The 23,333-nt window shown below is 72.4% G+C and carries 20 protein-coding genes; 8 read left to right on the forward strand and 12 right to left on the reverse strand.

Annotated features, from left to right (window positions below; translation table 11 throughout):
• Window positions 1-5: 5 nt before the first annotated feature.
• The 5 genes from ACZ6CL_RS04570 to ACZ6CL_RS04590 form a co-directional block, all read right to left on the reverse strand.
• Window positions 6-1,133: an LOG family protein gene (locus ACZ6CL_RS04570; protein ID WP_468930973.1), complete on the reverse strand. Its 1,128-nt coding sequence runs from the start codon at window positions 1,131-1,133 to the stop codon at window positions 6-8.
• 54 nt (window positions 1,134-1,187) lie between these two features.
• Window positions 1,188-2,402 (reverse strand): hypothetical protein, encoded by a 1,215-nt coding sequence (locus ACZ6CL_RS04575; RefSeq protein ID WP_468930976.1) that lies wholly within the window; start codon window positions 2,400-2,402, stop codon window positions 1,188-1,190.
• Window positions 2,384-3,112, reverse strand: a complete 729-nt coding sequence (locus ACZ6CL_RS04580) for an ABC transporter ATP-binding protein (RefSeq protein WP_468930978.1) — start codon at window positions 3,110-3,112, stop codon at window positions 2,384-2,386. The genes ACZ6CL_RS04575 and ACZ6CL_RS04580 overlap by 19 nt, the downstream gene beginning before the upstream one ends.
• A 304-nt stretch (window positions 3,113-3,416) precedes the next feature.
• Window positions 3,417-5,060 carry a thiamine pyrophosphate-binding protein gene (locus ACZ6CL_RS04585; RefSeq protein WP_468930980.1) on the reverse strand — a complete coding sequence of 548 codons (1,644 nt, stop codon included), beginning with the start codon at window positions 5,058-5,060 and terminating at the stop codon, window positions 3,417-3,419.
• 31 nt (window positions 5,061-5,091) lie between these two features.
• A complete protein-coding gene (locus tag ACZ6CL_RS04590; RefSeq protein ID WP_468930983.1) occupies window positions 5,092-6,552 on the reverse strand; it encodes a sodium:solute symporter family protein in 1,461 nt (486 codons plus the stop codon).
• Window positions 6,553-6,661: 109 nt separating this feature from the next.
• Between ACZ6CL_RS04590 and ACZ6CL_RS04595 the strand changes: the two genes are divergently transcribed.
• On the forward strand, window positions 6,662-8,098 hold the full coding sequence (locus ACZ6CL_RS04595) for a PucR family transcriptional regulator ligand-binding domain-containing protein (protein WP_468930985.1): 1,437 nt from the start codon (window positions 6,662-6,664) through the stop codon (window positions 8,096-8,098).
• 66 nt (window positions 8,099-8,164) lie between these two features.
• On the opposite strand, the gene ACZ6CL_RS04600 is transcribed toward ACZ6CL_RS04595, so the two are convergent.
• On the reverse strand, window positions 8,165-9,526 hold the full coding sequence (locus ACZ6CL_RS04600) for an aspartate aminotransferase family protein (protein WP_468930987.1): 1,362 nt from the start codon (window positions 9,524-9,526) through the stop codon (window positions 8,165-8,167).
• Window positions 9,527-9,528: 2 nt separating this feature from the next.
• Window positions 9,529-10,002, reverse strand: coding sequence for an Lrp/AsnC family transcriptional regulator (locus tag ACZ6CL_RS04605; RefSeq protein WP_468930989.1), 474 nt, complete (start codon window positions 10,000-10,002; stop codon window positions 9,529-9,531).
• Between the two features lie 178 nt (window positions 10,003-10,180).
• On the opposite strand from ACZ6CL_RS04605, the gene ACZ6CL_RS04610 reads away from it, so the two are divergent.
• On the forward strand, window positions 10,181-11,632 hold the full coding sequence (locus ACZ6CL_RS04610) for a gamma-aminobutyraldehyde dehydrogenase (RefSeq protein ID WP_468930991.1): 1,452 nt from the start codon (window positions 10,181-10,183) through the stop codon (window positions 11,630-11,632).
• Window positions 11,633-11,645: 13 nt separating this feature from the next.
• On the opposite strand, the gene ACZ6CL_RS04615 is transcribed toward ACZ6CL_RS04610, so the two are convergent.
• Both ACZ6CL_RS04615 and ACZ6CL_RS04620 read right to left on the reverse strand, forming a co-directional pair.
• Complete coding sequence (locus ACZ6CL_RS04615; RefSeq protein ID WP_468930994.1) at window positions 11,646-12,335, reverse strand: glycerophosphodiester phosphodiesterase; 690 nt, start codon at window positions 12,333-12,335, stop codon at window positions 11,646-11,648.
• Window positions 12,332-13,354 carry an adenosine deaminase gene (locus ACZ6CL_RS04620; protein ID WP_468930997.1) on the reverse strand — a complete coding sequence of 341 codons (1,023 nt, stop codon included), beginning with the start codon at window positions 13,352-13,354 and terminating at the stop codon, window positions 12,332-12,334. The genes ACZ6CL_RS04615 and ACZ6CL_RS04620 overlap by 4 nt, the downstream gene beginning before the upstream one ends.
• Window positions 13,355-13,468: 114 nt before the next feature.
• Between ACZ6CL_RS04620 and ACZ6CL_RS04625 the strand changes: the two genes are divergently transcribed.
• On the forward strand, window positions 13,469-14,341 hold the full coding sequence (locus tag ACZ6CL_RS04625; protein WP_468931000.1) for a DUF4190 domain-containing protein: 873 nt from the start codon (window positions 13,469-13,471) through the stop codon (window positions 14,339-14,341).
• Here the strand turns inward: ACZ6CL_RS04625 and ACZ6CL_RS04630 are convergent.
• Window positions 14,287-14,913: an NADAR family protein gene (locus tag ACZ6CL_RS04630; protein WP_468931002.1), complete on the reverse strand. Its 627-nt coding sequence runs from the start codon at window positions 14,911-14,913 to the stop codon at window positions 14,287-14,289. The genes ACZ6CL_RS04625 and ACZ6CL_RS04630 overlap by 55 nt on opposite strands.
• A gap of 192 nt (window positions 14,914-15,105) precedes the next feature.
• Between ACZ6CL_RS04630 and ACZ6CL_RS04635 the strand changes: the two genes are divergently transcribed.
• The 5 genes from ACZ6CL_RS04635 to ACZ6CL_RS04655 are packed head-to-tail and all read left to right on the forward strand — an operon-like array spanning window position 15,106 to window position 20,725.
• Entirely contained in the window at window positions 15,106-16,353 is a 1,248-nt protein-coding gene (locus ACZ6CL_RS04635; RefSeq protein ID WP_468931005.1) for a polyamine ABC transporter substrate-binding protein, read from the forward strand.
• A gap of 25 nt (window positions 16,354-16,378) precedes the next feature.
• A complete protein-coding gene (locus ACZ6CL_RS04640) occupies window positions 16,379-17,551 on the forward strand; it encodes an ABC transporter ATP-binding protein (RefSeq protein ID WP_468931008.1) in 1,173 nt (390 codons plus the stop codon).
• The gene (locus ACZ6CL_RS04645; RefSeq protein WP_468931011.1) at window positions 17,548-18,471 is read left to right on the forward strand and encodes an ABC transporter permease; all 924 of its coding nucleotides are present in this window, start codon (window positions 17,548-17,550) and stop codon (window positions 18,469-18,471) included. Before ACZ6CL_RS04640 ends, ACZ6CL_RS04645 begins: the two co-directional genes overlap by 4 nt.
• Complete coding sequence (locus ACZ6CL_RS04650; protein WP_468931014.1) at window positions 18,471-19,277, forward strand: ABC transporter permease; 807 nt, start codon at window positions 18,471-18,473, stop codon at window positions 19,275-19,277. Before ACZ6CL_RS04645 ends, ACZ6CL_RS04650 begins: the two co-directional genes overlap by 1 nt.
• A 5-nt stretch (window positions 19,278-19,282) precedes the next feature.
• Entirely contained in the window at window positions 19,283-20,725 is a 1,443-nt protein-coding gene (locus ACZ6CL_RS04655) for an NAD(P)/FAD-dependent oxidoreductase (RefSeq protein WP_468931015.1), read from the forward strand.
• A gap of 16 nt (window positions 20,726-20,741) precedes the next feature.
• Here the strand turns inward: ACZ6CL_RS04655 and ACZ6CL_RS04660 are convergent, their stop codons facing one another.
• Both ACZ6CL_RS04660 and gabT read right to left on the reverse strand, forming a co-directional pair.
• Window positions 20,742-21,350, reverse strand: a complete 609-nt coding sequence (locus tag ACZ6CL_RS04660) for a phosphatase PAP2 family protein (protein ID WP_468931018.1) — start codon at window positions 21,348-21,350, stop codon at window positions 20,742-20,744.
• Between the two features lie 364 nt (window positions 21,351-21,714).
• Window positions 21,715-23,064 carry a 4-aminobutyrate--2-oxoglutarate transaminase gene (gabT, locus tag ACZ6CL_RS04665; RefSeq protein ID WP_468931020.1) on the reverse strand — a complete coding sequence of 450 codons (1,350 nt, stop codon included), beginning with the start codon at window positions 23,062-23,064 and terminating at the stop codon, window positions 21,715-21,717.
• Window positions 23,065-23,333: the final 269 nt, after the last annotated feature.

Raw genomic sequence — 23,333 nt, forward strand, 5'->3', positions numbered from 1 at the left:
AACGTTCAGCCTGTCAGGGCGGCCAGCGCGTCCGGGGCCTCGTCCACCGAGTCCACCAGCGCGATACGGGCCTTCATCGACCGCCCCTCCGCGAGCGCTTCGAGCAGCGGCCAGGCCGGGAGGCGGCGCGTCCAGTGGTCGCGGTCCACGAGCACCATCGGGGTCGGCTCACCGCGCGACTCGTAGTAGTTCGGCGTGGCGTTGTCGAAGATCTCCTGAAGGGTTCCGGCGGCGCCGGGCAGGAAGACGACGCCCGCGTTCGAGCGGGCCAGCAGCCCGTCCTCGCGGATCGCGTTGGCGAAGTACTTGGCGATGTGCGAGGCGAAGGCGTTCGGTGGCTCGTGCCCGTAGAACCAGGTCGGTATCCCGACCGACGCGCCGCCGTCCGGCCACCGCTCCCGCACCGCGAACGCGGCCTTGGCCCATGCGCCGACCGACGGGCGGAACGAGGGCGTCCGGGCGAGGAGTTCGAGCGCCTCCTTGAGCGCCGCGTCCGGCAGCGGTGCCGTGTACGCGCCCAGGTTGGCGGCCTCCATCGCGCCCGGACCGCCGCCGGTCGCGACGGTCAGCCCGGACCGCGCCAGCGCCTGTCCGAGCCGGGCGGCGCCCGCGTACCCCTCGGAGCCGCGCTCCAGCGCGTGCCCGCCCATCACGCCCACCACCCGGGTGCCGGTGAGCAGTTCGTCCAGCGCGTCGGAGACCGCGTCGTCGTGGATCGAGCGGAGCATCGAGGAGAAGATGTCGCCGTCCGCCTTGGTCCGCTCGAACCACGCGTACGAGAGCGCGTCCGGCGTGCCCGCGTATCCGTCGGCCCCGTCGTCCAGGCCCTCGAACAGCTCGGCCGCGGTGTAGAGGGTGCCGCGGTACGGATTGAACGGCAGGTCCGGCACGGGCGGGAAGACCAGCGCCCCCGCCGCCCGGATCCGCGCGGCGGCCTCCGGTTCCATCGGACAGCCGAGGAAGACCGCCCGGTCGGTGTCGGTGGACAGCAGCGCGGACGTACGGGCCGTCAGATCGACGGACTGGACCCGGTATCCGGCCAGGGTGCCGCGGGCGACAACCTGGTCGAACTCCTCCAGGGACTCTATTTCGACGTCGGGTGCGGTGGGCGCGGAAGCGTCATTGGTCTGCACGGCGTCATGCTAATCACACCGGACGGCGGTGGGGTCAGGGCCGGGTCAGAAGGGTCAGGAGTGGGTGAACGGCAGCACCGTCAGCTGGGCCACGCCCCAGGCCACCGGGGCCAGCAGGAGCAGCAGCGCCCCACCGCGCAGCGCGGCCGCGCCCCGCAGCAGCCGGGCTGACGCGCCGAGGCGCAGCAGCGCGGCCGTGGTGCGCCGCCGCGCGCTCCGCGCCTCCAGAGCCGCCGTGAGCGCCGTCGCGAACGCGCACATCAGGACCAGCCCCACGCCCACGTCCATGAGCGGACCGAACACGTGGGCGCCGGGGCGGCCGTGGGCCGCTCCGTGCGGTCGCAGCGTTCCGTACAGCCCGGCGGCGACCGCGCACAGCACCCCGACCGGCCGCCCGATCAGCCCCGCCTCCTGCTGCAGCGTGCGTCCCGCCAGCAGCCGCAGCGGGCGCGGCCGCCCCAGGGCCAGCAGCCGCCCGCAGCCGTGGACGAGCCCGGGCCCGGCCAGGACCAGCCCGGCGACCGTCAGCGCCCAGCCGCCCACCAACTCGGGTGCGTTGCCGCCGAACCGCCCGGACAGGGGCATGGGGGACGGATGCGCGCCGCGCCCCGCGTACGCCCCCAGCGCGAGCCCCGCCGCGATCAGCGCGACGCCCCATGGCAGGGCGGACGCCGCGCGGTGCGGCGACGGGGCGAGCGGGCTGGTCGTCACGGTCGGCACGGACGGCCGCGGTGCCCCGGCCCCCGGCCTCCTGGGCCACCGGCCCGCCGCGCTCGCCGCGCCCGCCACCACCGGCACGACGGCCACCAGCGTGACCGCCCCGACCAGCGGCAACGGCCGGTCCCCGCCGAGCGCCCGGCCCGCCGCGCCGCTGCCCGCCCACAGCAGCCACGAGCCGCCCACATCGCCGCGCAGATGGAGGAAGAGCAGCAGCGCCAGCGCGCTCCCGGCCGCGCAAGCGGTCGCCGTCGCGGTGCCCGCCAGCAGGGCCAGCCGGGCCGGGCCGAGCCCCGCCGCGGCGAACCCCGCCCCCGGGCGGGTGCTGGGATCCGCGCGGGCGACCGCCATGGCCAGCTGCACGGTCGCGGCCAGGGGGACGACGCACCACAGCAGCCGCGCGAGCGCCCCGTCGGGGTCGGCCGGGTGGCTCGCCGCGAACCCCAGGGCGGACAGCAGCAGAAAGCTCGCGCCCGCCGCCGCGACGGCCACCAGCGACCGGCGCAGCAGGATCAGCGGATGGGAGCCGCGGGTCAGGCGGAGGCTGAGCACGCCGCGATGCCCTCCGCGTCGGGGAACGCCGCCGAGTCCACCAGGCGGCCGTCCAGCAGGGTCACGGTGCGGTCGGCGAGCGTGGCCACCTCCGGGTCCTGGGTGGCGAGGACGACGGTGATGCCGTGGGTACGCGCCGCCGAGGTGAGCGTACGCAGCACCTGGGCGCGGTCGGCGCGGTGCAGCGGAGCGGTGGGCTCGTCGGCGAACAGCACACTGGGCGTGGGGGCCAGCGCCCGCGCGATCGCGATCCGCTGACGCTGCGACTGCAACAGCGCGCCGGGGCGCACCCCCGCGCACTCCGCGACGTCGAGCCGCTCCAGCCACTCGCACGCCGCGCTCTTCGCGGCGCGCTGCCCGGTGCCGCGCAGCATCAGCGGCAGCGCGGCGTTCTCCCATCCGGTCAGCTCGGGCACCAGCTGCGGTTCGGTGTCGATCCAGCCGAAGTGGTCGCGCCACAGCCGCTCGCGGCTGAGGGGGGTGAGGGAGTGTACGGCGGTGTCGTTGAACCACACCTCGCCGTCAGCCGGGAGGAACTGGCCCGACAGACACTTGAGGAGCGTGGTCTTCCCGCAGCCCCGGGGGCCGGTCACCGCCAGGATCTCGCCCTCGCGGGCGCCGACGGTGACACTGGCGAGAGCGGGCGAGCCGTCATGGGCGTATGACAGGGCGCGTGCCCGGAGCACGTCGTTGTCCGGCGGAGCCACCATCCAGAGCACCTCGCCTTACCTGCGATCGTCCCGTTCCCCCGACGGGGTGAACGAGGCCAAAGCCAATGGGTCACTAGGGGGTGTCTTGCCGATCATGCCGGGCTCCCGACGCCTGGCACGGCATCTCGCGGCGCCGCGCTCGTCGCACGCAGCGCCGCCGCGCTCTCCTCACGCGACTTGCGAGCTACCGCACCAGACGCCGCTCGCTGATCCGGCCTGATCGGCAAGACACCCCCTAGCACGGTAAGGACTCCCGCCGGGGCCCGGCCTGAGGCTCGGCCGGGCGCGGGCCGGGTTCCTCCGATCAGCCCTGGTGCGGTTCTCCGAGGTGGGTGGGCGCGAACATGCGCAGCCGGGCGGGGAGGACGACGACTGAGGGGCCCGGGGCGGCCAGCGCCGCCGCCAGGTCGGCGCGCAGCCGGTCGGGTGCCGTCCGTACGGCCGGCACGCCGAAGGACTCGGCGAGCGCGGTGAAGTCCGGGCGGGCCAGTTCGGTGGCGGTCGCCTCGCCGAACGCGTCCGTCATGTACTCGCGCAGGATCCCGTAGCCGCCGTCGTCCACGATGAGCCAGGTCACCGGCAGGCCGTACTGGCGGGCGGTGGCGAGTTCGGCGATCGAGTACATCGCCCCGCCGTCGCCCGACACCGCCAGCACCGGCCGCGTGCGGTCCGCGGCGGCGGCCCCGAGGGCGGCGGGCAGCCCGTAGCCGAGGCCGCCCGCGCCCTGTGCGGAGTGCGTTGCGCCCGCGCGCGGGTCGAAGGCGGACCAGGCCCAGTACGCGAGGATCGTCATGTCCCAGAAGCTGGGCGCGTCATCGGGCAGGGCGTCCCGTACGGCACCCAGGACCCGCTGCTCCAGGTCCAGGCCCTGCGCCGCGATCCGTTCCCGTACGCGGGTCAGCAGGGCGGCCGCCGTCCTGGCGCCGGTGGACTCCGGGCGCGGCGGTACGGCGGTGGCCAGGGCCGTCAGGGCGGGTTTCGCGTCGGCGTGGATGCCGAGGGCCGGGTGGTTGGACTCCAGCTTGCCGAGGTCGGCCTCGATCTGGATGAGCTGACCGCGGGGGCGGAACGTGTGGTAGTTGGACGAGAGTTCGCCGAGCCCCGAGCCGACCACGAGCAGGACGTCCGCGTCCTCCAGAAGGTCCGTCGTGTGCCGGTCCTCCAGCCAGGACTGGAGGGAGAGGGGATGGTCCCAGGGGAACGCGCCCTTGCCGCCGAACGTGGTGGCCACTGGGGCGTCCAGGCGCTCGGCCAGCGCGCGCAGTTCCTCGCACGCCCCCGCGCGGACGACCCCGCCTCCGGCGAGGATCACGGGGCGTTCCGCCGCGCTCAGCAGCCGCGCGGCCTGTTCGGTCAGTTCCGGCCGGGGTGGCAGCGGGCGCGGGGTGGCGGTCAGCGCGGTGACGGGCGGTACGGAGGTGGGGGCGAGCAGGACGTCCTGCGGTATCTCCAGCCACACCGGGCCCGCCGGTGCCTCCAGGGCGGATGTCCAGGCGGCGGCGACGGCGGACGGGATCTGCGAGGCCGTGCGGACCGTGTGGACGGATTTGACGATGTCGCGGAACGACGCCTTCTGGTCGACCAGTTCATGCAGGTATCCCTTACGGCCGCCGCCGAGCCCCGGGGTGGGCACCTGGCTGCCGATCCCCAGCACCGGCGCGGACGCGGCGGCCGACTCCTGGAGCGCCGCCAGCGTCATGAGCGCGCCGGGGCCGGTGGACACCAGCAGCGGGGCGACGGAGCCGGTGACGCGGGCGAAGGCGTCGGCCGCGAACCCCGCGTTGTTCTCCACGCGCAGGCCTATGTAGTCGAGGCCGGAGCGGCGCAGGGCGTCGAAGGCGCCGAGCGCGTGCTGTCCGGGGAGCCCGAACACGGTGGTCGCGCCGAGCGCGGTGAGGGATTCGACGACGAGATCGCCGCCGTGGCGCTCGCCCTGTGCGGTGCCCATGGGGTGGCCCTTCCTGGTGGTCGTGTCGGGACTACGCGTTCGCCGGGGCCGGTTCCGGGTCCGGGCCCGGGGGCGGGTCGCCGGCCAGGCGGCGCTGCCAGGCGTCCAGGACCGCCGCGTCCGTCGGCTTGGTCGACAGGCTCACCGTCACGTACACCACGAGCGAGGCCAGCAGGCCGAGGTAGATGGGCTCGCTGGCGAGGATGCCCTTCCAGACCATGAGCCCGATCACCGTCAGACCGCCCACGGCCACCGAGGCCAGCGCTCCCGCGCCCGTGCCGCGCTTCCACAGCAGGCCGCCCAGGATCGGTACCAGCAGCCCGCCGACCAGCACGTTGTAGGCGACGGTCAGCGCCTCGACGACGTCGTTCAGCACGATGGAGATCCCGACGACCGTGACGCCCATGACGAGGATGAAGAGGCGGTTGCCCGCGACCTCGTCGTGCGAGGCGGCGGCGGGGCGGCCCCGGAGGCGGGCCCAGATGTCGTTGTTCGCGACAGTGGCGCAGGCGATGAGCGCGCCGGAGGACGTCGACATCACCGCCGAGAGGGCGGCGGCCAGGACCAGCCCCTTGACCCCGACCGGCAGGGCGTCCTTGACGATGGTCGCGAACGCGTCGTCGGGGGAGCCGAGGTGGGGGTAGAGGACCTTGGCCGCCGTTCCGATGACCGCTCCGGCGACCGCGTAGGCCAGACAGTACGTACCGGCCGCGGTGCCGCCGATGCGGGCGACCTTGTCGTCGCGGGCGGTGAAGACGCGCTGCCAGATGTCCTGGCCGATGAGCATGCCGAAGGAGTAGATGAGCACATAGGTGAAGACCGTCTGCGCGCCGATGCCCATGGGGGAGAAGTAGCTGTCCGGCAGTTCGGCCTTCATCGCGGCGAAGCCGCCCGCCTTGATGACGGCGATCGGCAGCAGCAGGAGCAGCACGCCTATGGTCTTCACGACGAACTGCACCATGTCGGTGAGCGTGATCGACCACATGCCGCCGAGCGTGGAGTAACAGACCACGATGGCCCCGCCGAGCACGATCGCCACGACGCGCTCAAGACCGAAGATCACGTCGAAGATGGTGGCGTACGCGATGGTCGAGGTGACCGCGAGCATGAGGGTGTACGCCCACATCACGATGCCCGAGATCAGCCCGGAGGAGCCGCCGTAGCGCAGGTCCAGCATCTGGCTGACCGTGTAGACCTTGAGGCGGGCGATGCGCGCGGAGAAGAAGACGGACAGCGCGAGCAGGCCGAGGCCGATGGTGAGGACCATCCAGGCGCCCGAGAGCCCGTACTGGTAGCCGAGGCCGACGCCGCCGATGGTGGAGGCGCCGCCGAGGACGATCGCGGCCATCGTCCCGGAGTACATGGCGGGGCCGAGGCGGCGGCCCGCGACCAGGAAGTCGCTGGTGGACGTGGTGCGGCGCATTCCCCACCAGCCGAGCGCGAGCATGCCCGCGAGATAGACGACGATCACCGTGTAGTCGGCAGCGCTCATGGTGGGCTCCTCAGCGGGGGGACGGTGACCGAGACCTTAGGGTGTCGCCGAGGAGGCCGGGAAGTGTACGTTTCCTCCACTCGTGGTTCCCGGGATGGAGGAAACGGCCATGCCGCCGACAGTGCCCGTGCCCCTCGCCGTCCTGCTGGACCACCCCGGCCTGGGGCTGCGACAGGTCGCCGGGCCGCGCGGGGAAGCGCCGGTGTACCTGGTGCACACGAGCGAGATGGAGGACCCCGTTCCGTATCTGCTGGGCGGTGAACTGCTGCTCAGCGCCGGGGTGCACGGTCCGCGGGCGACGGACGCGTACTGGGACCGCTATGTGGCCCGTACGGTCGAGGCGGGCGCCACCGCGCTCGGGTTCGGCATCGCGCCGGTGCACGAGGAGGTGCCGCGGGCCCTGGCCGAGGCGTGCGACCGGCATGGGCTGCCGCTGGTGGAAGTGCCACGGGAGACGACCTTCACGGCCGTCGCGAGCGCCGTATGGGACGCCATGGCCGAGCGCCGCCACCAGGAGCTGCGGCGGATCACCGAGGTGCAGCAGTCGCTCGCGGCCGCCGCCGCGCGGCCCCACCCGGTCCCGGCCGTACTGCGCCAACTGGCGCGGCACCTGGGCGGGTGGGCCGTGTTGTACGGGCCGGACGGAGCGGAGCTGGCGGCGGCGGGGGCCCGGCCGTCCGCGGAGGTGCGTACGGCGCTCGCCTCGCTGGCCGCCCGGCTGCGCGCGGGCCCGGCCTCGGCCGCGGGCACGGCGGACGGGGTGTCCTTGAGCGCGTACGGCCTGGGCGGGCCCGAACGGCCGCTCGCCCTGGGGGTGTGCGCGCCCCGGCGCGACGCGACGGAGGGCACGGTGGGGGTGGCCATGGTGCTGCTCGCGCTGCTGACGGGGCGGGCGACGGCCGACGCCGGGGCCGAACGCACGGCGCTGGTACGGCTGATGCTGGGCGCCGAACCCGCCGATGTCGCCGGGCTGTTGACCGGCGCGGACGTGTGGACCGTGGTCCGCGGGCGGCGCCGCGGGCGAGGCGGGGACGACGGGCTGCTGGCCGCGGCGGCCCTCGCCGCCGGGCTGGGTACGTCCCTGATCGACCTCGACGGGGACGACCTGTGCGCCCTGGTGCCCGGCGCCGCGGAGGTCCGGGCCCAGCCCGGCTGGACCCTGGGCGCCGGGGCGCCGGTGCCCGCCGGCGGCCTGGCCCACGGCGGCACCGACGCGGCCCGCGCCCTGCGCCGCGCGGTCGCGGAGCGGCTGCCGGTGGTACGGCACGCCCCGGAGCCGGACGGCGTCGCCTCGCTGGTCGACCCGGCCGAGGCCCGGGCCCTGGGCCGCACCCGGCTCGCCCCGCTGGCCGACGCCCCGGCCGTGCGCGAGACGCTGCGGATGTGGCTGTCGCTGCACGGCAGCTGGGACCGCACGGCGGTGGCACTGGACATCCACCGCAACACGGTCCGCCAGCGCATAGCCCGCGCCGCGGCCCTCCTGGAGGCGGACCTGAGCGACGCGGACGTGCGGATGGAACTGTGGTTCGCCCTCAAGTGGCAGTGATCCCGCGCCTGCACCCGCACCCGCGCCCGCGGTCTCGGAATGGGGGGAGGGCCGCCCCGGCGCGGGTCAGAGCTTGGTCCAGGCCTCCGTGAGGACGGCCCTGAGTACCTGCTCGATCTCGTCGAACAGCGCCTGGTCCGCGATCAGCGGCGGGGCCAGCTGGATGACCGGGTCACCGCGGTCGTCGGCGCGGCAGTAGAGGCCGTTGTCGTACAGCGCCTTGGAGAGGAAGTCGTAGAGGACGCGTTCCGTCTCGTCCGCGCTGAAGGACTCCTTCGTGGCCTTGTCCTTCACCAGCTCGATGCCGTAGAAGAAGCCGTTCCCCCGGACGTCGCCGACGATCGGCAGGTCGTGCAGCCGCTCCAGGGTGGACCGGAACGCGCCCTCGGTGTCCAGCACGTGCTGGTTCAGGCCCTCGCGCTCGAAGATGTCGAGGTTGGTGAGGGCCACGGCGGCCGAGACCGGGTGGCCGCCGAAGGTGTAGCCGTGCAGGAAGGTGTTGCCGTCCCGGTAGAAGGGCTCGGCGAGCCGGTCGGAGACGAGGCACGCGCCGATCGGGGAGTAGCCGGAGGTCATGCCCTTCGCGCAGGTGATCATGTCCGGGACGTAGCCGAACTTGTCGCACGCGAACATCGTGCCCAGCCGCCCGAACGCGCAGATGACCTCGTCCGAGACGAGCAGGACGTCGTACTCGTCGCAGATCTCGCGCACCCGCTGGAAGTACCCGGGCGGCGGCGGGAAGCAGCCACCCGCGTTCTGTACCGGCTCCAGGAAGACCGCGGCGACGGTGTCCGGGCCCTCGAAGAGGATCTGCTGCTCGATCTGGTCGGCGCACCAGCGGCCGAACGCCTCCGGGTCGTCGCCGTGGATCGGCGCCCGGTAGATGTTGGTGTTGGGCACCTTGTGGGCGCTGGGGACCAGCGGCTCGAAGGGGGCCTTGAGCCCGGGCACACCGGTGATCGACAGGGCGCCCTGGGTGGTGCCGTGATAGGCGACGGCCCGGGATATGACCTTGTGTTTGGTGGGCTTGCCGGTGAGCTTGAAGTACTGCTTGGCCAGCTTCCAGGCGGTCTCGACCGCCTCGCCGCCGCCGGTGGTGAAGAAGACCTTGTTGAGGTCGCCGGGCGCGTGCTGGGCCAGCCGCTCGGCCAGTTCGACGGCCTTGGGGTGGGCGTAGCTCCACACCGGGAAGAAGGCCAGCTCCTGCGCCTGCTTGTAGGCGGTCTCCGCGAGTTCGGCGCGCCCGTGTCCGGCCTGCACCACGAACAGCCCGGCGAGGCCGTCGATGTAGCGCTTGCCCTTGTCGTCGTAGATGTACGTGCCCTCGCCGCGCACGATCGTCGGCACGGGGGCGTTCTCGTACGACGACATGCGGGTGAAGTGCATCCACAGGTGGTCGTACGCCGTCTTGGAGAGGTCCGCGCTCATGGCTATCTCGTTCCCCAGGTGTAGGTCTGCTTACGGAGCTTGAGGTAGACGAAGCTCTCGGTGGAGCGCACGCCGGACAGCGTCCGGATCCGCTTGTTGATCGTTTCAAGGAGGTGGTCGTCGTCCTCGCAGACGATCTCGACGAGGAGGTCGAAGGAGCCCGCGGTGACGACCACGTACTCGACCTCTTCCATGGCGGTCAGCGCGTCCGCGACCGGGTCGAGATCGCCGTCGACGTGGATCCCGACCATCGCCTGGCGCCGGAACCCCACGGTGAGGGGGTCGGTGACGGCGACGATCTGCATCACGCCCTGGTCGAGCAGCTTCTGCACGCGCTGCCGCACCGCCGCCTCGGACAGGCCAACGGCCTTGCCGATGGCGGCGTAGGGGCGGCGGCCGTCCTCCTGGAGCTGCTCGATGATCGCCAGGGATACGGAGTCGATCGACGGCGTGCCGTTCTTATCAGGTGTGGCCACGACCCTCACTGTGCACGAGCCTCGACTGTCTGGCAACCCTCGATCAATGAAATTCGTTGTCATGATGGCTTTAATTCACTGATTCCGTTGTTCTGGTGTGGCGGGTATGTTGAAAGCGTCGTCCTCGCGACTAGGGTGGGTGTCTCACCCATCGGACAGCAGACAGGAGGGGTGGCACGTGACCACCGAGCTGCGTCGTTTGCGCAACTACATCGACGGGGAGTTCCGGGACGCCGCGGACGGGCGCACCACGGAGGTGGTCAACCCGGCCACGGGCGAGGTGTATGCCACGGCGCCGCTGTCGGGAGCGGCCGACGTGGACGCGGCGATGGCCGCGGCCGCGGCCGCCTTCCCGGCCTGGCGGGACCTGGTGCCCGGCGAGCGGCAGAAGGCCTTGCTGAAGATCGCCGACGCCTTCGAGGCGCGGGCGGAAGAGCTGATCGCGGTCGAGTCGGAGAACACCGGCAAGCCGATCGGGCTCACGCGGGACGAGGAGATCCCGCCGATGATCGACCAGATCCGTTTCTTCGCGGGCGCGGCACGGATGCTGGAGGGCCGCTCGGCCGGTGAGTACATGGAGGGGCTGACCTCGATCATCCGCCGCGAGCCGGTCGGGGTGTGCGCGCAGGTCGCGCCGTGGAACTACCCGATGATGATGGCCGTGTGGAAGTTCGCGCCGGCGCTGGCGGCGGGCAACACGGTCGTCATCAAGCCCTCCGACACCACCCCGGCCTCCACCGTGCTCTTCGCCGAGATCATCGGCGGGGTGCTGGCGGAACTGGGCCATCCGCAGGGCGTCTTCAACGTCATCTGCGGCGACCGGGACACCGGGCGGCTGATGGTCGAGCACGACGTGCCCGCCATGGCGTCCATCACCGGCTCGGTGCGGGCCGGTATGCAGGTCGCGGAGAGCGCGTCGAAGGACCTCAAGCGGGTCCACCTGGAGCTGGGCGGCAAGGCGCCGGTCGTGGTCTTCGAGGACAGCGACATCGCCAAGGCCGTCGAGGACATCTCGGTCGCGGGCTTCTTCAACGCGGGCCAGGACTGTACGGCGGCCACCCGCGTGCTCGTCCACGAGTCGATCCACGACGAGTTCGTGACCGCCCTGGCCAAGGCCGCCGCGGACACCAAGACCGGTGCCCCGGACGACGAGGACGTGCTGTTCGGCCCGCTCAACAACGCCAACCAGCTGGCCCAGGTCAGCGGCTTCATCGAGCGGCTGCCCGCGCACGCCAAGGTCGAGGCGGGCGGCCACCGGGTCGGCGAGAAGGGCTTCTTCTACGCGCCCACCGTGGTCTCCGGGCTCCAGCAGGACGACGAGATCGTCCAGCACGAGGTCTTCGGCCCGGTCATCACCGTCCAGTCGTTCTCCGACGAGGCCCAGGCGGTCCGGTACGCCAACGGCGTGGAGTACGCGCTCGCCTCATCGGTGTGGACCAAGGACCACGGCCGCGCGATGCGGATGTCCAAGGCGCTGGACTTCGGCTGCGTCTGGATCAACACCCATATCCCGCTCGTCGCCGAGATGCCGCACGGCGGATTCAAGAAGTCCGGTTACGGCAAGGACCTGTCGGCGTACGGCTTCGAGGACTACACCCGCATCAAGCACGTGATGACGTCGCTGGGTTAGTCCCCCTCCGGGATCAGCGGCGGCTGAGCAGGGCGCAGAGGGTGCCGATGCGGTTGGTGGTGATCGCGTCGGCACCCGCGCGCAGCAGCCGCGCCATCGAGCGGCGGGTGTCGGCGGTCCACGCGGAGACCAGCAGGCCGTCGGCGTGGGCGCGTTCGACCAGGCCGGGGGAGACCAGGCCGAAGCGGTAGTTGAGCCAGCGGGGGCGCAGATCGGCCAGCAGGGTGGGCCGGGGCGGCGCGAGGGTGGTCCAGGTCAGGGAGATCTCGGCGCCGGGCTCCGCGCGGCGCACCCGGCGCAGCGCGGACAGCTCGCCGCAGTAGTACACCCGGTCCGCGGCCCCGGCCTCGCGCACCTCGGTGACGGCCGCGAGGGCGGCCGACGCGTCGGGCAGGTCGATCAGCAGCCGGGCCGGGCCGGTCGCGGTGAGCGCGTCGCGCAGCGTGGGTATGCCCCCGCCGGACAGCTGCCGCACCTCCTCGGCGGTCAGCGCGGACAGCGGCCGGTCGTGCCCCCAGAGCCTTTTGAGGGTGGCGTCGTGCAGCAGGACCGGGACGCCGTCGCGGGTCAGCCGGACGTCGATCTCCACCGCGCCCGCCCCGGCGCGCACCGCCGAGCCGAGCGACGCCAGGGTGTTCTCGCGGTGGGTGTACGGGTCGCCGCGGTGGCCGACCGGGATGAAGGCCGTGCCCGCCACCGTCATCGGGTCATGACCGCCGTGTAGGCGTCGATCTCCGCGGCCAGCCGCGCCTTGCCCGGCGCGTCCAGGAAGGACGCCTCGACGGCGTTCTTCGCGAGCGCCGCGACCCCCGCCGCGTCCAGGCCGAGCAGCCGGGCGGCGACCGCGTACTCGGTGTTGAGGTCGGTGCCGAACATCGGCGGGTCGTCGCTGTTGATGGTGACGAACACCCCGGCCTCGACCATCTGCCGGAGGGGGTGCTCGTCGAGGGCGGCGACCGCGCGGGTGGCGATGTTGGAGGTCGGGCAGACCTCCAGCGGAATGCGGTGCTCCGCGAGATGGGCGAGCAGCTTCGGGTCCTGGACGGCGGTGGTGCCATGGCCGATCCGCTCGGCGCGCAGCTCGGTGAGGGCGTCCCAGACGGTCTGCGGTCCGGTGGTCTCGCCCGCGTGCGGAACGCTGTGCAGCCCGACGGCGATGGCGCGGTCGAAGTACGGCTTGAACTGCGGGCGCGGCACGCCGATCTCGGGCCCGCCGAGGCCGAACGAGACCAGCCCCTCGGGGCGCAGGTCGCAGGCGATGCGGGCGGTCTCCTCGGCGGCCTGCAGCCCGGCCTCGCCGGGGATGTCGAAGCACCAGCGCAGCACGGTGCCGAACTCGGCCTCGGCCGCCTTGCGGGCGTCCTCGATCGCCTCGGTGAACGCGGCGTCCGGAATGCCGCGCCGGGTCGAGCTGTAGGGGGTGACGGTCAGCTCGGCGTAGCGGATGTTCTGCCGGGCCATGTCGCGGGCGATCTCGTAGGTGAGCAGCCGCACGTCCTCGGCGTCGCGGATCAGGTCCACCACGGAGAGGTAGACGTCGATGAAGTGCGCGAAGTCACGGAAGACGAAGTAGTCGGCCAGCGCCTCCGGATCGGTGGGCACCTTGGAGTCCGGGTGGCGTGCCGCCAGCTCGGCCACGATGCGCGGGGACGCCGAGCCGACGTGGTGGACATGCAGCTCCGCCTTGGGCAGTCCGGCGATGAAGGCGGTGAGATCGGTCAACGAGAACCTCCGGGTGACGGCCGCCTGCGGCGGGCTCCGGTCATCGTAGATGCGGCCGTACGGGGCGTTGCCGCCAGGCCGTAGCATGGGCGGACATCGCTGTGGGGGAGATACATGGCTGACCAGCCCGACCAGCACGACCAGCCGCGGCAGCCGGAGCCGCGCGACCACGACCCCTGGGCCCCGCCGGCCCCGCGAACGTCCCTGGACAAGCCGCCGTCCCGGCCCTCGGTGGCCGAGCAGCAGACGCTCACCTCGCTGCCCACGGGCCCGGCCGTCCCGCCCCCGCCGCCCGTGCCGGGCCCGCCGCCTCCCGCTCCCGGGCCGCCGCCCGCCGCACCGAGTCCGCCGCCGGGCGGCGCGACCCTGCCGAGCGGCGCCCCGCCGCCGGGCGCGGTGCCCCCGCCGCCGCCCGCTCCGACCGGCCCGGGCACCCCGAGCGCGTACCAGGGTTCGCCGTACGGCACCGGCGGCTACGGTCACCCGGGCTACGGCGGCCAGGCCCCGTACGGCGGGGCGGGCTACGGTTACCCCGGCGCGGCGTATCCCGGCTACCCCGGCACCGCCCAGCCCGGCTACCCCGGCACGGCCTACCCGGCTGCGGGCTATCCGGGCGCGGGCTACAACCAGGGCTGGCAGGCGGGGGGCGGCTATCTGCCGAACAACGGCACCGGCACGGCCGCCCTGGTGCTCGGCATCATCGGCCTGGCCTTCTTCGCCAGCGTCGTCCTGGGCATCATCCTCGGCGTCCTCGCGATCATCTTCGGGGCGCTCGGCCGCGCCAAGGCGGGCCGGGGCGAGGCGACCAACGGCGGCGTGGCCCTCGCCGGGCTCATCCTCGGGGCGGCCGCCGTGGTGGCGGGCGTGGTGATGATCTTCGTCTATGTCGGGGCGGCGAACAGCGACAGCTCCGATGACAGCGGCGACTCCGGCTACGCGGAGATGTCGGTCGTGCGGCTGGTGCCGTCCGCCGGTATGAGCCGCTGACGCGCCTCCATCAGCGCGAAGCCCAGCAGATTCAGCCCGCGCCAGCGGGCCGGGTCCGCCGCCCGCTCGTCGTCCGCCGCCAGCCCGATGCCCCATATGCGGTCCACCGGGCTGGCCTCCACCAGCACCCGGGAGTTGGTCCCGAGCAGATAGTCGCGCAGCGGCGGGTGCTGCCCGAACTTGTGCACACTGCCCTCGACGACCAGCGCGAAGCGGTGCTCCCGCCACCGCGCCTCGTCGAAGCCGCGCACCGAACGGCCCGCGTCCTTGGCCTGCTTGGGGTGCGAGGCGGTCAGCGCCCGCCGCTCGGCGTCCTCATCGCCGAACAGCCGTGCCTTCCCGGCCATCATCCAGTGCTCGGCGGTCGGGTAGGTGACGCCGTCCACCTCGAACGGCGCGGGCCACCACTGGCTGAAGCACTCCGCGCCCACGGCGCCGTCGCGCCGCGGCCGATGGCCCCAGAAGTACACGTACTTGACGGTCTCGCCGCGCGCCGCCCGGTCCATTAGCTCCTCGACCGAGCGCGGGCCGTCGCCCGTCGTGGCCGATGCCGTCTCCGCGTTCATCTCCATGCTCCGGATTTTCGCACCGGCCACTGACAGTGCCCCGGACGGCGAGGCCGGTTACGGCGGGGGGTCGTCACCGAATTCGTTGCGCAACCAAAAAGCAACAACGAAATCCCTTGTTGAGGCAAGGGGCCTCTGTCAGGATCGGCCTTCGATCGTGGTCGGAGGCAGGCCGCTCTTCCTCGAAAGGCACCGCGTATGGAATCACGGCACGAGCCCGAGAGCCTGTCCGCGCCCCAACTCGCCGCGATCCGGCGCAGCATGACCGGCGGCCGCATGGCGCTGTCCCGCCGCGCCCTGCTGCGCGCGGGCGGCGCCGGAGCGTTCGCCGTGGGCGGGTTCGGGGCGCTCAGCGGCTGCGGCATCCCGCCCGCCGGGCGGACCGGCGCCGACAGCGCCGCGGACGATCACTCCGCCGAGGAGAAGAGGGTCACCTTCTCCAACTGGACGGAGTACATGGACGAGACCAAGGGCGGCCACCGCCCGACCCTGGAGGAGTTCCGGCGCCGCACCGGCATCACGGTGAAGTACACCGAGGACATCAACGACAACGTCGAGTTCTTCGGCAAGATCAAGCCACAGCTCGCCGCGGGCCAGGACACCGGCCGCGACCTCATCTGCGTCACCGACTGGCTGGCCGCCCGGATGATCCGGCTCGGCTGGGTGCAGACCCTGGACGCGGCCAACCTGCCCCACGCCTATACCCACCTGGCGGCGGAATTCCGTAATCCGGACTGGGATCCGGGCCGCGCCCACTCCTACCCCTGGACCGGCATCCCCGCCGTCATCGCGTACAACAAGAAGGCCACCGGCGGCCGCGCCGTCACCTCCGTCTCCCAGCTCCTGGACGACCCGCGGCTGAAGGGCCGGGTCGGCCTGCTCACCGAGATGCGCGACACCGTCGGGCTGACCCTTCTCGACATGGGCAAACGGCCCGAGGACGTCACCGCCGACGAGTACGCCGCGGCGATCGCCCGCCTCCAGAAGGCTTCCGACCGCGGCCAGATCCGCCGCTTCACCGGCAACGACTACACCGGCGACCTCACCCGGGGCGACCTCGCCGCCTGCCTCGCCTGGGCCGGTGACCTCATCCAGCTCCAGGCCGACAACCCGGAGATCGAGTTCGCCATCCCCGACGCCGGTTACATGACCGCCACCGACAACCTCCTGATCCCGGCCAAGGCCCGCCACAAGAAGAACGCCGAGCGGCTCATCGACTACTACTACGAGCCCAAGGTCGCCGCGAAGATCGCCGCTTACATCAACTACGTCTGCCCGGTCGACGGCGTGCGCGCCGAACTCGCGAAGATCGACAAGGAGCTGGCGGACAACCCGCTGATCCTCCCCGACGCGGAGATGGCCGCCAAGTCCCATGCCTTCCGCTCCCTGTCGAGCAAGGAAGAGACGGCGTTCGAGGACGCGTTCGCCAAGCTCACCGGCGCCTGACGGCCTGACACGCGAGGAAGCCCCCATGACCCAGCCCACCACCAGCGGCGGTGACGTCCGGCTCGACGGCATCAGCAAGACCTACGGGTCCTTCACCGCCGTCCACCCGCTCGACCTGCACATACCCGCCGGTTCCTTCTTCGCCCTGCTCGGCGCCTCCGGCTGCGGCAAGACCACCACCCTGCGCATGATCGCCGGGCTGGAGGAGCCCACCACCGGCACCATCCGGCTCGCCGGGGACGACGTCACCGCCCTGCCGCCGCACCGGCGGCCGGTCAACACCGTCTTCCAGAGCTACGCCCTCTTCCCGCACCTCGACATCTACGAGAACGTCGCCTTCGGGCTGCGCCGACGCGGCATCAAGTCGGTGAAGAAGCAGGTCGGGGAGATGCTGGACCTCGTCCAGCTCGGTGACTTCGCCCGCCGCAGACCCCAGCAGCTCTCCGGCGGCCAGCAGCAGCGCGTCGCGCTCGCCCGCGCGCTGATCAACCACCCCCGGGTGCTGCTCCTCGACGAGCCGCTGGGCGCGCTCGACCTCAAGCTGCGCCGTCAGATGCAGCTCGAACTCAAGCGCATCCAGACCGAGGTCGGCATCACCTTCGTCCATGTCACCCACGACCAGGAGGAGGCCATGACCATGGCCGACACGGTCGCGGTGATGAACGGCGGCCGCGTCGAGCAGCTGGGCGCCCCGGCCGGGCTGTACGAGAGCCCGGGCACCACCTTCGTCGCCAACTTCCTCGGCACCTCCAACCTCATCGAGGCCGAGATCACCGACAAGAGCGGCGGCGACCTCCTGCTCACGGCCCCCGGAGGCCGCCTCGTCCTGCCCGCCGGCCGCTGCCGCGGGCCCGCCCGCACCGGCGCCACGGTGCTGGTCGGGGTGCGCCCCGAGAAGATCTCCCTCACCCCCGCCGAGGACACGGACGCCGTCCCCGCGGCAGGCAACCGGATGACCGGCCGCATCGCGGACGCCAGCTTCCTCGGCGTCTCCACGCAGTACGTCGTGGCCACCCCGGACGGCGCCGAGCTGGCCGTCTACGAGCAGAACATCGAGCGCGACCCCCGGCTCGTTCCCGGCGCGGAGGTCGTCCTGCACTGGAACCCCGCCCACACCTTCGGCCTCGACCCGGCCCAGGACATCGGCGCGGGCACCGATACGGGCACCGACGCGGGCACCGGCGGGGAGGCGGCGTGAGCGCCACGGCCACCGAGACGCGCGACGCGGCCCCCGCCAGCGCCGCGCACCGTCACGTACGCAAGCGACTGGTGCCCTACTGGCTGCTGCTCCCCGGCATCCTGTGGCTGCTGGTCTTCTTCGTGGCCCCGCTCGTCTACCAGGCGTCGACGTCCGTCCAGACCGGCTCCCTCGAAGAGGGATTCCGGGTCACCTGGCACGTACAGACCTACTGGGACGCGCTCACCGAGTACGCCCCGCATTTCCTGCGCTCGGTGCTGTACGCGGCCACCGCCACCGTGCTGTGCCTGCTGCTCGGCTATCCGCTCGCGTACCTCATCGCCTTCCGGGCGGGCCGCTGGCGCAATCTGCTCATGGTCCTGGTCATCGCGCCGTTCTTCACCAGCTTCCTGATCCGCACGCTCGCCTGGAAGACGATCCTGGCCGACGGCGGCCTCGTGGTGGGGGCGCTGAACTCCCTGCACCTCCTGGACGTGACCAGCGCGCTGGGGATCACCGAGGGGCAGCGGGTGCTCGCCACGCCGCTCGCCGTGGTGTGCGGGCTGACGTACAACTTCCTGCCCTTCATGATCCTGCCGCTCTACACCTCCCTGGAGCGCATCGACGGCCATCTGCACGAGGCCGCCCGCGACCTCTACGCCCGCCCCGTCACGGTCTTCCGCAGGGTCACCTTCCCGCTGTCCATGCCGGGCGTCGTCGCGGGCACCCTGCTCACCTTCATCCCGGCCGCGGGCGACTACATCAACGCCGAGCTGCTGGGCTCCACCGACCAGAAAATGATCGGCAACGTCATCCAGTCGCAGTTCCTGCGGGTACTCGACTATCCGACGGCCGCCGCGCTGTCCTTCCTCCTCATGGCGGCGATCCTCGCGATGGTCACCGTCTACATCCGCAAGGCAGGGACGGAGGATCTCGTCTGATGGCCCTCATTCGCTGGATCGGGCGCTGGATACGGCGCAACCTGGTGGTCCTCGCGGGGCTCGCCACCCTCGCGTATCTGATCCTGCCGAACGTCATCGTCCTGGTGTTCTCGTTCAACAAGCCGAACGGCCGCTTCAACTACGCCTGGCAGCGGTTCTCCACCGACGCCTGGACCGATCCGTGCGGCGTCGCCGACCTGTGCGGCTCGCTCGCGCTGAGCCTGCGGCTCGCGGTGTGGGCCACGCTCGGCGCGACCGTCCTCGGCACGATGATCGCCTTCGCGCTGGCCCGCTACCGCTTCCGGGCCCGCCCCGCGGTCAACAGCCTGATCTTCCTCCCGATGGCGATGCCCGAGGTCGTCATGGCCGCCTCCCTCGCCACGCTCTTCCTCAACATGGGCGTCGGCTTCGGCTTCTGGACGATCCTCATCGCCCACATCATGTTCTGCCTGAGCTTCGTCGTCACCGCCGTCAAGGCGCGCGTGATGAGCATGGACCCCCGGCTGGAACAGGCCGCCCAGGACCTCTACGCCTCCCCGGCCCAGACGTTCCTGCGCGTCACCCTCCCGATCGCGGCCCCCGGCATCGCCGCCGGGGCGCTGCTGTCCTTCGCGCTCTCCTTCGACGACTTCATCATCACCAACTTCAACGCCGGATCGACCGTGACCTTCCCCATGTTCGTGTGGGGATCCGCGCAGCGCGGCACCCCAGTCCAGATCAATGTGATCGGCACGGCGATGTTCGCCGTCGCGGTGCTGTGCGTCCTCGCCGGTCAGCTGGCCGGCGCCCGCCGCAAGAGGAGCTGACCCCCATGGAAGCTCTCGCCGACGTCGCCTACACCCCGTACTGGCTGGACGACCCCGCACGGCCCCGCCCCCACCCCGCCCTGATCGGCGACGAGCACTGCGATCTGCTCGTCGTCGGCGGCGGCTACAGCGGACTGTGGACCGCCCTGACCGCCAAGGAGCGCGACCCCGGCCGGGACGTGGTCCTGATCGAGGCGCGGGAGGCCGGATGGGCCGCCTCCGGCCGCAACGGCGGCTTCTGCGCCGCCTCCCTCACCCACGGCCTCGGCAACGGCGCCGCCCGCTGGCCCCGTGAACTGCCCGAACTGGAACGGCTCGGCCACCGCAACCTGGACGCCATCGAGGCCGCCGTCGCCCGCTACGCCATCGACTGCGACTTCGAGCGCACCGGCGAGATCGACGTCGCCACCCGGCCGCACCAGATCGCCGGACTGCGCGAGACCGCCGCCCAGGCCGCCGCGCTCGGCGTCGCCGAGCCCCAGTACCTGGACCGCGACGCGGTGCGCGCCGAGGTCGACTCGCCCACCTTCCTCGCCGGGCTGTGGGACCGCCGGGGCGTGGCCATGCTGCACCCCGCCAAGCTCGCCTGGGGGCTGAAGCGGGCCTGCGCCGAGCTGGGCGTACGGATCTACGAGCACACCCCCGCCGAGCAGCTGAGCCGCGCCGGAGGAGGACCAGCCGGGGCGGGAACAGCCGGAACCGGCACATCTGGTTCCGGAACGGCCGGGATGCTGGCCCGCACCCCGTACGGCCGGGTGCGGGCCCGGCAGGCCGCCCTGGCCACCAACGCCTTCCCGGCCCTGGTCCGCCGCGTCCGCCCGTACATCGTCCCCGTCTACGACCACGCCCTGATGACCGAACCGCTGACCGCCACGCAGCTCGCCGCGATCGGCTGGCAGCGGCGGCAGGGCCTCAGCGACACCGCCAACCACTTCCACTACTTCCGCATCACCGCCGACCACCGCGTCCTGTGGGGCGGCTACGACATCGTCTACCGCTACGGCGGCGGGGTGCGCGCCGAATACGATCACCACCCTGCCACCTACCGCACCCTCGCCCGGCACTTCTTCCGCTGCTTCCCGCAGCTGGAGGGCGTGCGGTTCAGCCACGCCTGGGGCGGCGCGATCGACACCTGCTCCCGCTTCTCCGCGTTCTTCGGCAGCGCGCACGGCGGACGCGTCGCCTACGCCCTCGGCTACACCGGCCTCGGCGTCGGCGCGAGCCGCTTCGGCGCGGAGGTGATGCTCGACCTGCTGGCCGGTGAGCCCACCGAGCGGACCCGGCTGGAGATGGTGCGCAGCAAACCGCTGCCGTTCCCGCCGGAACCGGTCCGCTGGGCGGGGATCGGCCTCACCCAGTGGTCGATGAGCCGGGCCGACGCCAACGGCGGACGGCGCAACCTGTGGCTGAAGGCGATGGACCGGGTGGGGCTGGGGTTCGACAGCTGAGCCCCGGCGCAGGGTGTCAGCCGGATGGCTGGTCGCTCCGTTCGCGTACGCGGAGCACCGCCCACAGCAGAGCGCCGCACAGACACCAGCTCCCGGCCACGTCCAGCGGCCAGTGGTACGCCCGGCGGACCAGCCCCGCCCCCACCGCGAGGTTGAGCAGGACGACCGCGGCGATCAGCCACCCCCGGGCCCGCCCGCGCAGGAGGGGGAGCAGCAGTACGGCCGCCGCGCCATAGGCGACGGCGGCCGTCGCGGCGTGGCCGGAGGGGAAGAATCCGGTCTCGCCCGCCAGCGGGCCGGGCGGGCCCGGGCGGTCGAGCAGCGCCTTGAGCGGTGCGATCAGGGCCGGGACCGCCGCCATCCCCAGCGCGGCGGCCAGCGGCCCCGGCCACCACCGGAGTGCCGCCGCCCGGGCACGCCACGCCGCACAGGCGAGCGCGACGACGAGGACCGGGAGCGCCACCGCCGTATTGCCGAGGTCGGCGAAGAACTCCGCGGCGGGGGAGGGGAGGGGCGATCCGGCGATCGCGCGGCCGAGCCGCTCGTCGAACGTACGCAGCGGACCGTGGACGGCGACCTGCCAGGCGCACAGCGCGAACACCGCCAGCAGCGCGGCGGGGAGCACCAGTGAGCGAAGGAAGACAGACGGCGACCCCGGAACAGGGGGGGTGGTTCCGGGGCCGCCGTGGCGACCGGTGTGCCGCACGCCCCGGGGGGTTTGGGGCGGGCGGCCGTCCGATCGGTGAGGAGATCCGGAGCCGGAGGCTCCAGTGGTGTGCGCGAGGGCACAGCCGGGTCGGGGCTGGGGAAGCACCGGCTCGGCATCGCCCGCAGTCCCCTGCGAGCGGGGTGTTTCTCTCATCTGGAATGACCGTACGGCAGCGAGTGGCTGTCGGACAGGCCGATCACCCACCTGTCATCGGCCCCGCACATCTTCTTCACGCGGCTCGACGATCCACCCACAGTCACAGCTCGTGTCCCAGCTGGAGTCACAGCTCGGCGAAGGCGCCTTCGAGGACGTCCAGACCCTCGTTCAGCAGGTCCTCCCCGATCACCAGCGGCGGCAGGAAGCGCAGCACGTTCCCGTACGTACCGCAGGTCAGCACCAGTAGACCGGCGGCGTGGCAGGCCTTGGCGACGGCCGCCGTCGCCTCCGGGTTCGGGTCCTTGGTGCCCGGCTTCACCAGTTCGACCGCGATCATCGCGCCGCGGCCCCGGAGGTCACCGATGATGTCGTGCTTCTCCTGCAGCGCGGACAGCCGCCCCTTCATGACCTCCTCGATGCGCCGGGCCTTCGCGTTGAGGTCCAGCTCGCGCATCGTCTCGATCGCGCCCAGCGCCGCCGCGCACGCCACCGGGTTGCCGCCGTAGGTGCCGCCGAGGCCGCCGGAGTGCGCCGCGTCCATGATCTCGGCGCGGCCGGTGACGGCGGCCAGCGGAAGACCGCCCGCGATGCCCTTGGCGGTGGTGATCAGGTCCGGGACGATGCCCTCGTCCTCGCACGCGAACCACTGGCCGGTGCGGCAGAAGCCGGACTGGATCTCGTCGGCGACGAAGACGATGCCGTTGTCCTTCGCGAACTCGGCGATCCGCGGCAGGAAGCCCTTGGCCGGTTCGATGAAGCCGCCCTCACCGAGGACCGGCTCGATGACGATCGCGGCCACGTTCTCCGCCCCGACCTGCTTGCTGATCATGTCGATGGCCTGGGCCGCGGCCTCCTCGGCGCAGTTCTCCGCGCCCGTCAGCCAGCGGTAGGGGTAGGCGACGGGGACGCGGTAGACCTCGGGCGCGAAGGGGCCGAAGCCGTGCTTGTACGGCATGTTCTTGGCGGTGAGCGCCATGGTGAGGTTCGTCCGGCCGTGGTAGCCGTGGTCGAACACGACGACCGCCTGGCGCTTGGTGTGCGCGCGGGCGATCTTCACCGCGTTCTCGACGGCCTCCGCGCCCGAGTTGAACAGTGCCGACTTCTTGGCGTGATCGCCCGGCGTGAGCCGCGCCAGCTCCTCGCAGACCTCCACGTACCCCTCGTACGGCGTCACCATGAAACAGGTGTGCGTGAAGTCCGCCAGCTGCGCCGACGCCCGGCGCACCACGGCCTCGGCGCTGGAGCCGACCGAGGTCACGGCGATGCCGGAGCCGAAGTCGATCAGCGAATTGCCGTCCACGTCCTCGATCACCCCGCCGCCCGCGCGCACGGTGAAGACCGGCAGCACACTGCCCACGCCACCGGCGACCGCCGCGTTCTTACGGGCGAGCAGCTCCTGCGACTTCGGGCCGGGAATCGCGGTGACGACGCGACGCTCCTGGGGGAGGGACGGGCCTCCGGACAGTTCGGTCATGAGGTACTCCACGGGATGAAAGGGGCGTGACAGGGGCTTTACTCGCAGGCTAGGCGCGCGGCGCGTGAAGCGGCATGTTCCGTTCGGGAGCAGTGCGGGTGGTGCGTTGTCCGCGGCGGCCATAGCCGCGGCCCGGCCGTCACCTCGGCACGTCATGAGGTGCCACCCCGGTGGGGTCGCTGAACTCCCCGGGCGGGAACACTAGATTGAGCGGTGGCGCGGTGGCGCGAAACGCAGAGGCACAGCCGGTCAGGGGGCAAGGGGTAGCA

The organism is Streptomyces sp. NPDC041200 (assembly GCF_055591805.1).

Excerpts from the sequence above, each read along its gene's own strand:
- ACZ6CL_RS04580 (WP_468930978.1), bottom strand. The coding sequence starts at position 3,112 with ATGGTGGCTCCGCCGGACAACGACGTGCTCCGGGCACGCGCCCTGTCA.
- ACZ6CL_RS04585 (WP_468930980.1), bottom strand. The coding sequence starts at position 5,060 with ATGGGCACCGCACAGGGCGAGCGCCACGGCGGCGATCTCGTCGTCGAA.
- ACZ6CL_RS04590 (WP_468930983.1), bottom strand. The coding sequence starts at position 6,552 with ATGAGCGCTGCCGACTACACGGTGATCGTCGTCTATCTCGCGGGCATG.
- ACZ6CL_RS04595 (WP_468930985.1), top strand. The coding sequence starts at position 6,662 with ATGCCGCCGACAGTGCCCGTGCCCCTCGCCGTCCTGCTGGACCACCCC.
- ACZ6CL_RS04600 (WP_468930987.1), bottom strand. The coding sequence starts at position 9,526 with ATGAGCGCGGACCTCTCCAAGACGGCGTACGACCACCTGTGGATGCAC.
- ACZ6CL_RS04615 (WP_468930994.1), bottom strand. The coding sequence starts at position 12,335 with ATGACGGTGGCGGGCACGGCCTTCATCCCGGTCGGCCACCGCGGCGAC.
- ACZ6CL_RS04625 (WP_468931000.1), top strand. The coding sequence starts at position 13,469 with ATGGCTGACCAGCCCGACCAGCACGACCAGCCGCGGCAGCCGGAGCCG.
- ACZ6CL_RS04630 (WP_468931002.1), bottom strand. The coding sequence starts at position 14,913 with ATGGAGATGAACGCGGAGACGGCATCGGCCACGACGGGCGACGGCCCG.
- ACZ6CL_RS04635 (WP_468931005.1), top strand. The coding sequence starts at position 15,106 with ATGGAATCACGGCACGAGCCCGAGAGCCTGTCCGCGCCCCAACTCGCC.
- ACZ6CL_RS04640 (WP_468931008.1), top strand. The coding sequence starts at position 16,379 with ATGACCCAGCCCACCACCAGCGGCGGTGACGTCCGGCTCGACGGCATC.
- ACZ6CL_RS04650 (WP_468931014.1), top strand. The coding sequence starts at position 18,471 with ATGGCCCTCATTCGCTGGATCGGGCGCTGGATACGGCGCAACCTGGTG.
- ACZ6CL_RS04655 (WP_468931015.1), top strand. The coding sequence starts at position 19,283 with ATGGAAGCTCTCGCCGACGTCGCCTACACCCCGTACTGGCTGGACGAC.
- gabT (WP_468931020.1), bottom strand. The coding sequence starts at position 23,064 with ATGACCGAACTGTCCGGAGGCCCGTCCCTCCCCCAGGAGCGTCGCGTC.